The organism is Mesorhizobium sp. B2-4-13 (genome assembly GCF_006658535.1).
GTDB classification, from domain to species: domain Bacteria; phylum Pseudomonadota; class Alphaproteobacteria; order Rhizobiales; family Rhizobiaceae; genus Mesorhizobium; species Mesorhizobium australicum.
The window spans coordinates 93,588-107,347 of sequence record NZ_VFVB01000011.1 but is presented as its reverse complement, the minus strand read 5'-3'; the positions used below and the strand labels follow the sequence as shown (position 1 = coordinate 107,347).

Genomic DNA, 13,760 nt, shown 5'->3' with positions numbered 1-13,760 from the left:
CAGCGTTAACCACGTTGCGAGCGCCAAGGTTAAGCAACCGTTAATTGTGCTTGACTCTTGGCCCCGACCGGCTCTTAAATTAGCTAGGGATGATATATCGGGATGTTGACGCGAATTTGTGAGTATCGCGGCGAACTTTCTCTCTGAAGCTCTTCAGTATCGGAGCCTTGGGGATAATTTTGGGTGGGTCCGTGCAAAGTTCGCACACTCGCCAATGGTCGCTCCGAAATCCCGCAGATTACGCCAATAGAGCCGATGGGTGTTGGATGGGCGTGTCGATCAGGCATCAACGCGCCGGGCGAAGCCTTGGCTTTCGTAGGAAGTCGGGCCTTGGGAGGCAAACAATGAAACGCTCCGCAGCAAATGCGCTTGTAGTCACGCTGGTTTTGGGCGGAAGCGCCGCGTTCCCCACGGCGGGAGGCGCCGGCTCCGTCCCCGTGACGGACCCCGTTCAGACGAGCAGCGCCGCGTCGGCATTCGGGTCGTACGATCCGTATGGCGATTTCACCAATGACAAGACCGCCAGCATCGAGGAACTGTTCCTGCCTTGGGAAGACGTCGATTTATCGACGCTGCCTCTGGCCGATGCTTATGCCCAGCAGCGCGGGCGCTCGCTGTTGATCACGATCGAGCCGTGGACCTGGTCGAAGGACTGGCGCATCACCCCGCCCGAGCTGCGAGACGGCATATTGGGCGGCAGATATGATGCCAATATGCAGGCGATCTGCGGCTTGGTGGGACAGATGAAAAGCCCGGTGACCATTCGCTGGGCGCAAGAAATGGAAGACAAGAACGGTCGCTTCACCTGGGCCAACTGGGCACCGAAGGACTGGATTTCCGCCTACAAGCGCGAAGTCGATATCTGCCGCAAGGCCGCCCCCACGGCCAAATATATGTGGTCGCCCAAAGGCGATGAAGGCTTGGAAAAATACTACCCTGGTGACGACTATGTCGACGTGATCGGCCTGTCGGTGTTCGGCCTGCAGAAAAAGGACAACGACGAGGCCGGTCACGACCGTACGTTCGCCGAGTTGCTGAAGCCAGGCTATGATCGCGTTGCGGGGTTCAACAAGCCGATCGTGGTGGCGGAACTCGGCTATGTCGGCAAGCAGGACTATGTTTCGAAGTGGCAGGACGATTCTCGCAAGTCCTATGCGGAGTTCCCGGCGCTGACTTCAGTTGTCTACTTCAACCAGAAGGAAGTGTGGCCGTGGCTGGGGGGCTATGGTCTGCCCGACTGGAGGGTGACCCAGCACGTCCTGCCGTAGACGCGTCGTCCCGATGCGTCCCGACACGATCGGGATGGATCTCCATCTTTCTGTTTGTTTGCCATCCATGCCGAACCAGCGTTTCGGCATGATGGTGAGGCGTGGCGTGAATCAGTCCGTGGAGTAGTTCCGTGAAACGAGTGCTGGGTAATTGTCTTGGAGCGGCATTCGCCTGCTCCGTTCTTGTTCTTGCCTTACAGGTCCCCGCGACAGCCAAGACAGCGGCCAAAATCGCCGAGCAGGCGCAAAAGGGCGCCGTGGTGCCCGACGAAGGCGTCTACCAGATCTATCAGAACCGTTCGTGGATGTGGGGCAATCACGGGGCCGCGTTCTTTGCCGTCAGGCAGCGGCAATTTAACGCCTGGTCGACGGAAAAGGGCCAGCCGGGCTATGGCGACGGGATATGGTTCATCCCCGGCGGCGGCAAGTTGTGCTACCGCGCGCAATGGCACGGCTCCTGGGGCGTGAAGGGCTCAATGACCTGCTTCGAGCATCGCCAGACCGGCAAGGCGATCTACAAGCGCAAGTCGCCTGATGGCGAGTGGTACGTTTTCAGGAGTTCGCATCGGAACCGGTCGGACGAGTCCGCGAAATTGAAATACGGCGACTACGTCACCAGGAAACAGACACGGATCAAGGCAAGGCTTTAGAACCGTCCTCCGCGAAAGCCGCCGGGCTGGAGTTGTTCATCGTTTCCAGGCGAACGTCGAACTGCTCTTCGTTCTAGCGCAATTCGCCAGGCAAGGCGCTGCGCGCTTTTCCCGGGATAGGTCCACACTTTCCGTGGAATTGCTCTACGCCTTGCGCTCCCAGCGGCGGTCCGCGGCTTGCTGCCAGTAGGTCACGGCGTGGCCGGCGTCCTTCATCGTCTTCCAATGCGCCCGGGCCATCTCGACCTGGGCCGCGTCATGGCCGTCGAACAGGAACACCGCACGCTCATAGCCGCCGAGGTCGGGCGGAGCCGCGCCGTCTACGAGGAACCTGATCTTGGCTTGGTTGGGATTGCCCTCGCCGGTGGTCAACAGGATTGGCTGTTCACCGGGATAAGCTTCGCGATCGGTCGCGTGCGCCAGGAAAGAATCGTCGCGGAAAGTCCACAGATGCTGGTCGAGCGCGTCGCGCCGCTCCTCGGTGCCGGTCTGCACCACGGCGCGCCAGCCGCGATCGACGCTGCGCTCGAGCAGGCCCGGCAGCGCATCCTCCAGCGTCGATTCGGTCAGATGGTAGAACAGCACATCGGCCATGGACGAACGTCAGCTCTCGTAGTGATCACGCACCAGCCGGTCCAGCAGCCGAACGCCGAAACCCGAACCCCAGGACTGGTTGATCTCGTTCAACGGCGAGCCCATCGCGGTCCCGGCAATATCGAGATGCGCCCAGGGCGTGTCCTTGACGAAGCGCTGCAGGAACTGCGCGGCAATGATCGCGCCGCCGTAGCGGCCGCCGATGTTCTTCATGTCGGCGTTCTTGGAATCGATCAGCTTGTCGTATTCAGCGCCGAGCGGCATGCGCCACAGCCGTTCCTGCGTTGACTGTCCGGCCGCGGTCAGCCTTTGCGCCAGTTCGTCGTCGTTGGAGAACAGGCCGGCATAATGCAGGCCGAGCGCAACCATGACGGCGCCGGTCAGCGTTGCCAGGTTGACCATGAATTTCGGCTGGAAGCGGTCGTTGCAGTACCACAGCGCGTCGGCCAGAACGAGGCGCCCCTCCGCGTCGGTGTTGAGCACCTCGATGGTCTGTCCGGACATGGAGGTGACGATGTCGCCGGGGCGCTGGGCATGACCGTCGACCGCGTTTTCGACAAGACCGATGATGCCGACGACATTGGCCTTGGCTTTGCGCGCGGCAAGCGCATGCATCAACCCGGTCACGGCGGCGGCCCCGCCCATGTCGCCCTTCATGTCCTCCATGCCCGAGGCCGGCTTGATCGAATTGCCGCCGGTGTCGAATGTGACACCCTTGCCGACGAAGGCGACGGGCCTGTCCTTCGGCTTGCCGCCGTTCCACTGCATGACCGCCATGCGGGCGCCCCGGGGCGAGCCTTGCGCGACGCCGAGCAGCGAGCCCATGCCGAGCTTCTTCATCTCCTTCTCGGTCAGGATCTCGACGTTGACGCCGAGTGCCTCGAGTTCCTTGGCGCGGGCGGCGAACTCGACAGGTCCCAGCACGTTTGCCGGTTCGTTGACGAGATCGCGTGCCAGAAGCACACCGTCGATCACCGCCTCGGCATCGCTGAATGCTTTCTTGGCGCCTGCGGGGTCGGCGGTATGGATGGTCACCTTGACCGGCTTTTTCGGATCGGGCTTACCGTTCCCTTGGCCGCCCCCCTGGCCGCCCCCTTGGCCGTCGTCCTTATCCTTCCTGGTCTTGTACTTGTCGAAGGAATAGCTGCGCAAAAGAATGCCCGCCGCGAGGTTCGCGGCGTCCTTGCCATCGGGCGAAGCGCCGGCCAGGTCGAGCACCACGGCCACGTCGGTTGCCTTGCGCAGCGATGCCGCAATGGTGCCGCCGAGCTTCAGCCAGGCATATTCGTCGAGCCCCGCGACCTTGCCGGCGCCGATCGCGACCAACCTGTCGAGCGACGTCGTTTCCGGCGCCAGGATTTCAACGATGCCGGCGAGCTTGCCGGTAAACTCGGCGATCGGGAAAGCCCGATCCAGCGTCTTGCCCGGATCGTAAGCCCTGGCCGCATCGCTCAGGCCGCCATTATCCGCCGACAGCACGAAGACCGTGCCCTTCCTGCTCGCCGCCGCCTGGGGCGCGGCGAATTTCGCAAAGGCGATCGACGGTCTCGGGTTCATCATGTCCTGCTTTCGGGGATTGGGCGACTTTGCGCGAAGCGGTTTGAAGTGATCCGCGACATTTGGTCGTTTTCCGGCATTTGGCAAGACTTTGCCAAAATGGCTACCCATATGAGACGTGGAATCGAAGGCGATTCGTCGCGGCACGGCCCCGCTTCATGCCGCAACCTGTTGTTAACCATCGATGTTCGTCCTTTCTTATCCATTGCCGCCGACACTCCGACCCGCTGCGGCACGCGACGTGGGACGGGAACCGGATCGCCTGCCTGATGCAGCCCAACGGAGCCAGTTGTGCGGGCGTCGCCGGACAGCTACCCTTAGCGTGGTGGCATGATGCCGTTCGAGAAAATCGAGTAAAGCCTTCATGAAGGTCATTGAACGCTACATCATGCGGCGCACTTTCGTTGTCTTCATCGCAGCGCTGGTCTGGACGCTGGCCATCGTGTGGACGACGCAGGTGCTGGCCAAGATCAATCTGGTCACGGACAGCGGCCAGTCGGCCTTGACCTTCTTCGAGGTCGCGTCTCTCATTCTCCCTTCCATCGTTCCGATCGTCGTGCCTTTCGCGCTCGTGGTGGCGGTCGCGCAGACACTCAGCGTGATGAATTCGGATTCGGAACTCGCGGTGGTCAATGCATCGGGTGCCTCGCGCTGGACCATCGTGCGGCCGATCATGCTGCTGGCGCTGGCCGCCAGCGTCTTTTCATTCGCCGTGGACAACGGCATCGACCCCTATGCACGACAGAAGAACCGCGCCCTGGTGGCGGAGTCGCGCGCCGACCTTTTGTCGCTGATCATTCAGGAAGGCACCTTCCGCAAGATCGAGGAAGGACTGTTCCTGCAGATTGGCGAGCGGCTTCCCGACAACCGGCTGGGTGGCATCTTCGTCGCCGATTCCCGTGAGGAAGGCGTCAATCTCGTCTATTATGCCAAGACCGGCAGCATCATCGAGCGGGGCGGCGAAAAGGTGCTGATGATGAATGACGGCGTCATCCATCGCAAGACGCTGACAGGCGACCTCAGTGTTATCCGGTTCACGTCCTATGCCTTCGACATGTCAGCCTTCATGTCGGCGGCCAACCAGGTGACGCTCCTGCCAAAAGACCAGACCACCCAGTACCTGCTCAATCCAAGCCCCAACGACAAGAACTACCAGCAAAGTCCGCAGGAGTACCGGGCGGAGATCGACCAGCGGTTTTCGGAATGGACATACTCCATGGTTTTCGCACTGATCGCGCTCGCGGTCGCGGGAGACGCGCGTTCGCATCGCGAGGCGCGCGTCAATCCGCTGATCACCGCCATCGCGATATCGCTGTTCGTACGCTGGCTGGGGTTCTTCGCCGCAAGCAAGGCCGACGAGGTCCCGCAATATTCCTATGTGGTGTATGGCATACCGATCGCGGCTTCCGCGGTGGCGATCTGGTTCATCGTGTCGAACCGGACCATGGAACTGCCGGTTGCCTGGGCGGACTGGATGACAAACCTGGCCAGCCGCATCGGTGACGGGTGGAATGCCCTCAAGTCTCGTTTGTCCAGGCGCGACACCTCGGGCCAGGGAGTCGGCTGATGGGCTGGACGCTGGGCCGTTACTTCTTCTTCCGTTACGTGGCGATCACGATCTGGTTCTTCATCGGCCTTCTGGCGCTGGTGTTCCTGATCGATTTCACGGAATTGTCGGGCCGCACCACTGGCCTGCCGGGCTTCACCTATGGGACGGCGATGGCCATTTCAGGCCTTCGAATGCCCATGATCATGCTGCAGACGGTGCCGTTTGTCGGCTTGTTCTCGGCGATGGCGACGCTGGTTTCGCTCAACCGGCGTTACGAACTCGTCATCGCGCGGTCCGCGGGCGTCTCCGCCTGGCAGTTCCTTTTGCCGTGCTGCATCGGCGCGTTGCTGTTCGGCGTCGTGTCGGTCGGGATCATCAACCCGCTTGCCGCCCACGCTTTCTCCTTGTCCGAACAGATCGAGACCGAGCTGCGCTCCGGCAAGTCCAATACCGTTTCAGCCGATGCCGCGCCCTGGATTCGCCAGAAAACCAGTTCCGGTGACACGATCATCGGCGCGCGGGCCATCCTCGACCAGGGCCTGGAGATGGCCGACGCCGTGTTTTTCATCCTCGACCAGCAAGGCAACATCGTCGAGCGCAAGGACGCCGCACGGGCCTACCTGCGCGACGGCTATTGGGAATTGCAGGATGTAAAGACGTTCAGGAACGGCACCATCCAGCCCGTCGCGAGCGATCGTGTGCAGACCAATCTGAAGCCGGAATTCGTGCAGGAGCGGCTGGCGCGCCCGGAGACAATTCCCTTCTATGACCTGCCCGGAAAAATCGAGGTTGCCCGTTCCTTCGGCCTCAAGGCAAATGCCTTTGCCATGCAGTTTGATTCGCTGGTGGCGTTGCCGTTCCTGCTCGTCGCCATGACGCTGATTGCTGCAACAGTTTCAATGCGATTTGCGAGGATGGGACAATCGGCAACGATGATTCTGGGTGGCGTCGTTGCCGGGTTTCTGCTTTATGTCGTTTCGGTGCTGGTGAAGGCGTTCGGCGTGGCGGGGTTCGTGCCGACTGCCATAGCCGCCTGGGTGCCGGTCGTGGTAGCTATGTTCTTCGGGGTGACTTTCCTGCTATACAAGGAAGACGGCTAGTGAGGGAGGCGTTTTTGCCCAGCGACAGGCAGGCCCATTTGGCGCGCCTTTATGCGGCGAGCGCCTTGGCGTGCCTGCTTGCCTGCGGCGTCCCGCTGCCGGCCTTCGCGCAGGAGGTCGGCAACTTGGCGACCACCGTTCCATCCGGTTCGCAGATGCTGCTGGCCGCCGACACGCTGGAATACAACAACGACAACCAGACCGTGACCGCCGTCGGCGGCGTGCAGATCGACTACGGCGGCAACCGCCTCGTCGCCCAGAAGGTCGTCTACAACCGCAACACCAAGCGGATGGTTGCCAGCGGCAATGTCGAGATCGTCAACAGCGACGGCACCAAGATCAATTCGCAGCACATCGACATCACCGACGATTTCGCCGACGGTTTCGTCAACGCGCTGCGCGTTGAAACGGTCGACAAGGCCTATTTCGCCGCCGAAAGCGCCGAACGCATGGGCGGCGTGCTGACCACCTTCCACAATGGCGTCTACACCGCTTGCGAACCGTGCGAGGACAAGCCCGACAAGGCGCCGACATGGCGCGTCAAAGCCAGGAAGATCATCTGGAACGGTGAGAAGAAGACGGTTCGCTTCGAGAACGCGAATTTCGAGTTCTTCGGCTTTCCGCTGGCTTACCTGCCGGCGTTCGAGATCGCCGATCCCACCGTGAAGCGCAAGAGCGGCTTCCTGATCCCCAGCATCGGCTACAACAGCCATCTGGGGTATAGCGTCAAGGTTCCCTATTATTTCGCCCTTTCGCCGACATATGATCTGACGGTGACCGGAAGCGGTTACACCAAGCAGGGCTTCCTCGGCGAAGCCGAATGGCGCCAGCGCTTCAACAACGGCGAATACACATTTAAGGTCGCCGGGATCCAGCAGCAGAATCCGGACGCCTTCCTCGACAGCGCCGCGTTCCCCTCGACCGCTGGCCACAATATCGATTCCGGCGCGGTGGGCGATCCGAACAAGTTCCGCGGCATGATGGGCACGCAAGGGCAGTTCGCCATCAACGAACGCTGGAATTTCGGCTGGGACGTGTTGCTGCAGACCGATAAGAATTTCTCGAATACCTACAACATCGCCAAGTACAATTCGTATGTCCATCAGTCCTCGGTCTACCTGACTGGTCTCAACGACCGTAATTATTTCGACGTGCGCGCCATGCATTTCGAGGTCCAGGAAGATACGCCGAACGACAATGCCGCCGCGCGGAGCGGCCAGCAGCCGTGGGTGCTGCCCTCGCTCGACTATGCCTATATCCCCGACACATCGGTCGCCGGCGGCCAGTTGTCGCTCAACGTCAACACGCGCGTCATCCGCCGCGAAGATCTCGACGAGGCTTTCAACACGCCATACGACTCTTCTACGCTTGCTCAGCGCGTGCGCGGCATCGAAGGCGAGTCCGGCCGCCTCACCGCCGAGGCCGAGTGGAAACGGAGCTTCGTCACCGATGATGGGCTGGTATTGACACCGCTGCTGGCATTCCAGGGCGACGTTGATTACGTCCGCGCTTCATCAGCTTCGCTTGCGGCCATTCAGGAGATGGCCGCCAACCCTGTGATAAATACCAGCGAAGACATGCGCTCGTCCTTTGCCCGCTACATGGCGACCGCCGGGATCGAGATGAGCTGGCCGCTGTTGTTCTCGCTGGCCAGCGGGTCGAGCCACGTTGTCGAGCCGATGGCACAGGTGTTCCTGCGTCCGAACGAACAGTATGTCGGCGGCCTCTCCATTCCCAATGAAGACGCGCAGAGCATGGTTTTCGATGCGACCACGCTGTTCGAGCGCGACAAGTTCTCCGGTTATGACCGTATCGAGGGCGGCTCGCGTGCCAATGTCGGGCTGCGCTATTCCGGTTCCTACATCAATGGCTGGGGGACCAATGCCATCTTCGGCCAATCCTATCAGATTGGCGGCGAGAACTCCTTCGCGGCCCCCGACCTGGTCAATGTCGGCGCAAATTCAGGCCTTGAGACCACCAAGTCCGACTATGTCGGCCTGTTTGGCATAACCAGCCCCAATGGATTCGCGGCCTCGGTCAGCGGCCGGTTCGACGAACAGAGCTTCGAGATCCGCCGCGCCGAGCTGAAAGCTGCCTATTCCGGCCTGCCGGTGTCGTTGAGCGCCAAGTATGCCTTCATCCAGGCCCAGCCGCTCTACGGTTTCACCACCGACCGTCACGAGGTAACGCTCGGCGCATCCACGCATCTTGCCGAGAACTGGCGCGTGTTCGGGACAGGAACCTACGATTTGCAGGAGGGCCTGCTGGTCAAGGACGGGGTGGGCTTCGCCTACAACGATTCCTGCTTCACCTATCTGATGACGTACGCACAGTCGCGTGACCTGAACACCAGGGAAGTGACGCAAAGCATCGGATTCAACCTCTCGTTCCGCACCCTCGGCGACTTCGGCTCGTCGAGCAACGGAGTCGACACCATCCAATAGGCGGCGACATCGTTTCGCCGCATAGGGCTGGCACGGATTCGCGCATCCGGAAGGGGCATCCGGAAGGGGACGGAACGGGCGGAGCCGGGAATAGAATTGGGATGCCAAGGATGAGGAAATACCTCTTTTCAGCAGGGTTCGCGTTGCTTGTGGCGGCGACGTCCGTATCAATGACCGTCATGACGCCGCCGGCTTTCGCCAGCGAGATCAAATACGTCGTCAACGACATGCCTATCACCACCGGTGATATCGCCCATCGTGCCGCCTTCTTGAAGCTGCAGCGCAAAAAGGGTGATGCTGGCCAGGAAATGATCGACCAGACGCTGCGGCTCGCCGAGGCCAGGCGGCTTGGTATCCGCATCAGCGATGCACAGGTCGAGGCCGCCTATCAGCGCTTTGCCACCAACAACAAGATGCAGCGCGGCCAGCTCGACGGCGTCATGGAAAAATCCGGCGTCGGCAAGGACCATTTCAAGGAGTTCATCCGCGCCCAGATGGCCTGGAACCAGGCCTTGAGCGCGCGCTACCGTTCCGGCGAAGGCGGCAGCGTGACCGAACAGGACGCGGTGCGACGCATGCTCGACAAGGGCGGCGCCAAGCCGAGCGCCATGGAATACATGCTGCAGCAGGTCATCTTCGTCGTGCCGGCGGCCGAACGCAGCGCGACGCTGGCCAAGCGCAAGCGCGAGGCCGACGCCATGCGCGCTCGCTTCAACGGCTGCAACACGACGCGCGAGTTCGCCAAGGGCCTGATCGACGTCACGGTTCGTGATCTCGGCCGGGTTCTGGCGCCGCAACTGCCGCCAGACTGGGCCGAGCAAATCAAAGCGACCAAGGTCGGCGGCGCCACCGTTACGCGCGAGACCGAACGCGGCGTCGAATTCATCGGCATCTGCTCGTCGCGCGAAGTGTCGGACGACAAGACCGCCCAGATGGTGTTCCAGAGCGAAGGCTCCAACGACAAGGCCGCCGACGATCTCAGCAAGAAATATGTCGACGAACTGAAGGCCAAAGCCCGCATCGTCAAGCGCTGACGTGAGTAGCGCGATGACCGCGCTGGCGTTGAGTGTCGGCGACCCATCCGGTATCGGCCCTGAAATAGCCATCGCCGCCTTCCTTGCGCGTGACGCTGTCAGCTTGCCCCCGTTCTATCTGCTGGCCGACCCGGCTGTGGTCGCCGCGCGCGCGCGCCACCTTGGCGTTTTGCTGCCCGTCGAGGAGGTGACGCCGGTGCAGGCGATCGAGGTCTTTGGCCACGCCTTGCCGATCGTTCCGCTGACGGCGCGCTTCATCGACAGCCCCGGCCGGCCGGACCCGGCCAATGCGGCCGGCACCGTCGAAGCGATCGACCGAGCGGTCGCCGCCTGCCTTGCCGGTGAGGCCGCCGCGGTCGTGACCTGCCCGATTGCCAAGAAGCCGCTCTATGATGCGGGCTTCCTTTTTCCCGGCCACACCGAATATCTGGCGCATCTCGCGGCTCGGCACAGCGGCGTCGAGGCGATGCCGGTAATGATGCTGGCAGGCCCCGACCTGCGCACGGTTCCCATCACCATCCACATCGCCCTGGCCGAGGTGCCGAAAGTCCTGAGCACCGAATTGATCGTCGCGACCGCGCGCATCACCGCGGCCGACCTTGCCAGCCGCTTCGGCATCGCCAGGCCGCGGCTCGCCATTGCCGGCCTCAATCCGCATGCCGGCGAAGGCGGCTCCATGGGCACGGAAGACGAGCACATCGTGCGCCCGGCGGTCGACATCCTGCGCGCCGAAGGCATCGATGCTTTCGGCCCCCTGCCCGCCGACACGCTGTTCCATGCCCGGGCGCGGGCGGGCTACGACGCGGCGCTTTGCATGTATCACGATCAGGCCTTGATCCCGGCCAAGGCGCTGGCCTTCGACGAGGCGGTCAACGTCACGCTGGGGCTGCCCTTCATCCGCACCTCGCCCGACCACGGCACCGCCTTCGACATCGCCGGCGAGGGCATTGCGCGGCCCGACAGCCTGATCGCGGCGCTGAAGCTCGCCAGAAAACTCGCCGACACCGACGCAAGGGCGGCGGCCGCATGAGCATCGATGGGCTGCCACCGCTGCGCGACGTCATCGAGCGTCATGGACTGCAGGCGAAAAAGGCGCTTGGGCAGAACTTCCTGCTCGACCTCAATTTGACAGGCAAGATCGCGCGCAGCGCCGGCGACCTGACAAATGCCACAGTGATCGAGGTCGGGCCCGGGCCCGGAGGGCTGACGCGAGCGCTGCTTTCCAACGGCGCCCGCCGGGTCGTCGCCATAGAGCGCGACGAACGCTGCCTGGCAGCGCTTGCCGAAGTCTCGGCTCATTACCCCGGCCGGCTGGAGGTGATTTCGGGCGACGCGCTGAAGACCGACTTCGCCGCCCTCGCCGCGGCGGCTGGAGATAGTAGGCAGGTGCGGATCGTGGCCAATCTGCCCTACAACATCGGCACGGAACTGCTGGTCCGATGGCTGACGGTCACGGACTGGCCGCCCTTTTACGCCTCGATGACATTGATGTTCCAGCGCGAGGTCGCCCAGCGTATCGTCGCAGCGCCCGACAGCGACGCCTATGGCAGGCTGGGTGTGCTCGCTGGCTGGCGCACGCAGGCCAGGATCGCCTTCGACGTGCCGCCTCAGGCCTTCACGCCACCGCCCAAGGTCACCTCTTCGGTGGTGCATCTCGAGCCCCGCGCGACACCCCTGCCCGCCGATGTGAAGAAACTCGCTCGGGTCACGGAAGCCGCCTTCGGCCAACGCCGAAAAATGCTACGGCAGAGCGTGAAAAGCCTCGGCGGCGAGGCCTTGCTCGAACGAGTGGGGATCGACCCGACACGACGCGCCGAAACGCTTAGCGTCGAGGAGTTCGTGCGGCTGACTAATGCGGTGTAGCTCTCTTCTCGCCGCTCACGCAGGGCTATCCGGGAGAAGGAAAAAAGCGGTCAATCCGTCTTCTCGTCCAGCAAGCCCGACACGAAATCGAAAAGACCTGGCCGGCGGTCGCGGCGCAGCCGCTCGGCCACGACGATGCCGCGTACTTCGGCGAAAGCACGGTCTAGATCGTCGTTGACGATGACGAAGTCATATTCCTTCCAGTGCTCGATCTCGTTGCGGGCGTTCTTCAGCCGCGTTTCGATGACTGCTTCCTGATCCTCGGCGCGGCGCTTCAGCCGAGCCTTCAATTCCTTCATCGACGGAGGCAGGATGAAGATCGAGACGATGTCGGCGCGCATCTTCTCCTTGAGTTGCTGGGCGCCCTGCCAGTCGATGTCGAACAGCATGTCGCGTCCCTGCGCCAGCGCCAATTCGGCAGGTTCGCGCGGCGTCGCATAGCAATTGCCATGCACCTCGGCCCATTCGAGCAGCGCGTCGGAATCACGCAGCCGCTCGAATTCGCGCATCGTGCGGAAATGGTAGTGAACGCCCTCGATTTCCGAGCCGCGGCGAGGCCTTGTGGTGACCGAGACTGACAGTTCGAGGCTGGAATCGCTCTCCAGAAGGTTGCGAGCGATCGTCGACTTGCCGGCACCCGATGGTGACGACAGGACGAGCATCAACCCCCGGCGGCGGATGCGGGACCCCAAATCCCTGGCAACCATCGGTTCCTTGGCAACCATCGGCTACTCCAGATTCTGGACCTGTTCACGAAACTGATCGACGACCGCCTTCAGTTCCAGTCCGATCGCGGTGACGGCGGCGGCATTCGACTTCGAACACAGCGTATTCGATTCGCGGTTAAATTCCTGTGCCAGAAAATCGAGCTTGCGGCCAACGGCGCCGCCGCCCTCGAGCAAGGCCCGGCCAGATGCGACATGCGTTTTCAGCCGGTCGATCTCCTCGCGAATATCGGCCTTGGTGGCAAGAAACGCCGCCTCCATGTGCAATCGGCTTGCATCCAGATTGGCGGATGCATCCATCAACAGCCTGACCTGCTCGGCGATGCGTTCGCGGATCGCCGCCGTATCGCGCGACGGATCCGCTTCCGCGCGCAGGGTCAGTGTCTCGATGACGTCGATATGACCGGACAAAAGCAGGGCCAATGCGGCACCTTCGCCTTGCCGGGCCTGTTCCAGGCCGTTCAGCGCCACGTCGAGCGCGGCCATAATGGCGGTGTCGAGCGCGGCCCGCGCCTCGTCGGTTTCGATGGTTTCGGGAACGTCGAGCACACCACGCAGCGACAGCAAACCGTCAGCCGTTGCGGGCGCAACGCCGAACTGTTCCTGCAATCGCTTGGCCAGGCCGGCAAGATCCTTCAAAAACACCTCGTTGACCACAGGTTGCGCCTGCGCGCCGGCGGCACGGCCGATGGTCAGCGTCGCCTGGAAGTTGCCGCGCGCGAAACGCTTCTGCAGCGTTTGCCGAAGCACAGGCTCCAACCGCTCGAACCCCTGAGGCAGCCGCAACCGCACCTCGACGCTCTTGCCGTTGACGGATTTGACTTCCCAGGCAATGGAGGTGCCGTCATGCTCGGCGACGGCGCGCGCAAAACCAGTCATGCTCTGCAAATTCATGTCGCCTGCACATCCCTAGCGCCTCACCCCGAAACCGGTTTTCCGGAGGGACGAGTGCGGCTTAACTTAAAATGACCATTCC

Annotated in this window: 12 protein-coding genes; 8 read left to right on the top strand and 4 right to left on the bottom strand. The window is 62.3% G+C overall.

Annotated features, from left to right (window positions below):
* Positions 1-344 precede the first annotated feature (344 nt).
* Both FJ936_RS25445 and FJ936_RS25440 read left to right on the top strand, forming a co-directional pair.
* Positions 345-1,268, top strand: coding sequence for a glycoside hydrolase family 26 protein (locus FJ936_RS25445; RefSeq protein WP_015318491.1), 924 nt, complete (start codon positions 345-347; stop codon positions 1,266-1,268).
* A gap of 131 nt (positions 1,269-1,399) precedes the next feature.
* The gene (locus FJ936_RS25440) at positions 1,400-1,918 is read left to right on the top strand and encodes a DUF995 domain-containing protein (RefSeq protein WP_015318492.1); all 519 of its coding nucleotides are present in this window, start codon (positions 1,400-1,402) and stop codon (positions 1,916-1,918) included.
* 144 nt (positions 1,919-2,062) lie between these two features.
* Here the strand turns inward: FJ936_RS25440 and FJ936_RS25435 are convergent, their stop codons facing one another.
* Together FJ936_RS25435 and FJ936_RS25430 are read right to left on the bottom strand one after the other, a co-directional pair.
* Entirely contained in the window at positions 2,063-2,512 is a 450-nt protein-coding gene (locus FJ936_RS25435; protein ID WP_141907129.1) for a DNA polymerase III subunit chi, read from the bottom strand.
* Positions 2,513-2,521: 9 nt separating this feature from the next.
* A complete protein-coding gene (locus FJ936_RS25430; protein ID WP_141907128.1) occupies positions 2,522-4,069 on the bottom strand; it encodes a leucyl aminopeptidase in 1,548 nt (515 codons plus the stop codon).
* A gap of 364 nt (positions 4,070-4,433) precedes the next feature.
* Between FJ936_RS25430 and lptF the strand changes: the two genes are divergently transcribed.
* The 6 genes from lptF to rsmA all read left to right on the top strand — a co-directional run bounded on the left by lptF (position 4,434) and on the right by rsmA (position 12,059).
* Positions 4,434-5,636 (top strand): LPS export ABC transporter permease LptF, encoded by a 1,203-nt coding sequence (gene lptF / locus FJ936_RS25425; protein WP_015318495.1) that lies wholly within the window; start codon positions 4,434-4,436, stop codon positions 5,634-5,636.
* The gene (gene lptG, locus FJ936_RS25420) at positions 5,633-6,718 is read left to right on the top strand and encodes an LPS export ABC transporter permease LptG (protein WP_181171237.1); all 1,086 of its coding nucleotides are present in this window, start codon (positions 5,633-5,635) and stop codon (positions 6,716-6,718) included. The genes lptF and lptG overlap by 4 nt, the downstream gene beginning before the upstream one ends.
* Positions 6,718-9,162, top strand: coding sequence for an LPS-assembly protein LptD (locus tag FJ936_RS25415; protein WP_181171403.1), 2,445 nt, complete (start codon positions 6,718-6,720; stop codon positions 9,160-9,162). Before lptG ends, FJ936_RS25415 begins: the two co-directional genes overlap by 1 nt.
* A 101-nt stretch (positions 9,163-9,263) precedes the next feature.
* Entirely contained in the window at positions 9,264-10,196 is a 933-nt protein-coding gene (locus FJ936_RS25410; protein ID WP_181171404.1) for a peptidylprolyl isomerase, read from the top strand.
* 13 nt (positions 10,197-10,209) lie between these two features.
* Positions 10,210-11,226: a 4-hydroxythreonine-4-phosphate dehydrogenase PdxA gene (pdxA, locus tag FJ936_RS25405; RefSeq protein WP_181171406.1), complete on the top strand. Its 1,017-nt coding sequence runs from the start codon at positions 10,210-10,212 to the stop codon at positions 11,224-11,226.
* Entirely contained in the window at positions 11,223-12,059 is an 837-nt protein-coding gene (gene rsmA / locus FJ936_RS25400) for a 16S rRNA (adenine(1518)-N(6)/adenine(1519)-N(6))-dimethyltransferase RsmA (RefSeq protein WP_140726363.1), read from the top strand. The genes pdxA and rsmA overlap by 4 nt, the downstream gene beginning before the upstream one ends.
* A gap of 50 nt (positions 12,060-12,109) precedes the next feature.
* Here rsmA and gmk read toward each other — a convergent pair whose 3' ends face one another.
* A complete protein-coding gene (gene gmk / locus FJ936_RS25395) occupies positions 12,110-12,766 on the bottom strand; it encodes a guanylate kinase (protein WP_023773399.1) in 657 nt (218 codons plus the stop codon).
* Between the two features lie 21 nt (positions 12,767-12,787).
* A complete protein-coding gene (locus tag FJ936_RS25390; protein ID WP_015318502.1) occupies positions 12,788-13,678 on the bottom strand; it encodes a YicC/YloC family endoribonuclease in 891 nt (296 codons plus the stop codon).
* Positions 13,679-13,760: the final 82 nt, after the last annotated feature.

Coding starts and splice junctions, on each gene's coding strand:
- FJ936_RS25410 (WP_181171404.1), top strand. CDS start 9,264: ATGCCAAGGATGAGGAAATACCTCTTTTCAGCAGGGTTCGCGTTGCTT.
- rsmA (WP_140726363.1), top strand. CDS start 11,223: ATGAGCATCGATGGGCTGCCACCGCTGCGCGACGTCATCGAGCGTCAT.
- FJ936_RS25430 (WP_141907128.1), bottom strand. CDS start 4,069: ATGAACCCGAGACCGTCGATCGCCTTTGCGAAATTCGCCGCGCCCCAG.
- lptF (WP_015318495.1), top strand. CDS start 4,434: ATGAAGGTCATTGAACGCTACATCATGCGGCGCACTTTCGTTGTCTTC.
- FJ936_RS25435 (WP_141907129.1), bottom strand. CDS start 2,512: ATGGCCGATGTGCTGTTCTACCATCTGACCGAATCGACGCTGGAGGAT.
- FJ936_RS25445 (WP_015318491.1), top strand. CDS start 345: ATGAAACGCTCCGCAGCAAATGCGCTTGTAGTCACGCTGGTTTTGGGC.
- gmk (WP_023773399.1), bottom strand. CDS start 12,766: ATGGTTGCCAGGGATTTGGGGTCCCGCATCCGCCGCCGGGGGTTGATG.
- FJ936_RS25390 (WP_015318502.1), bottom strand. CDS start 13,678: ATGAATTTGCAGAGCATGACTGGTTTTGCGCGCGCCGTCGCCGAGCAT.
- pdxA (WP_181171406.1), top strand. CDS start 10,210: ATGACCGCGCTGGCGTTGAGTGTCGGCGACCCATCCGGTATCGGCCCT.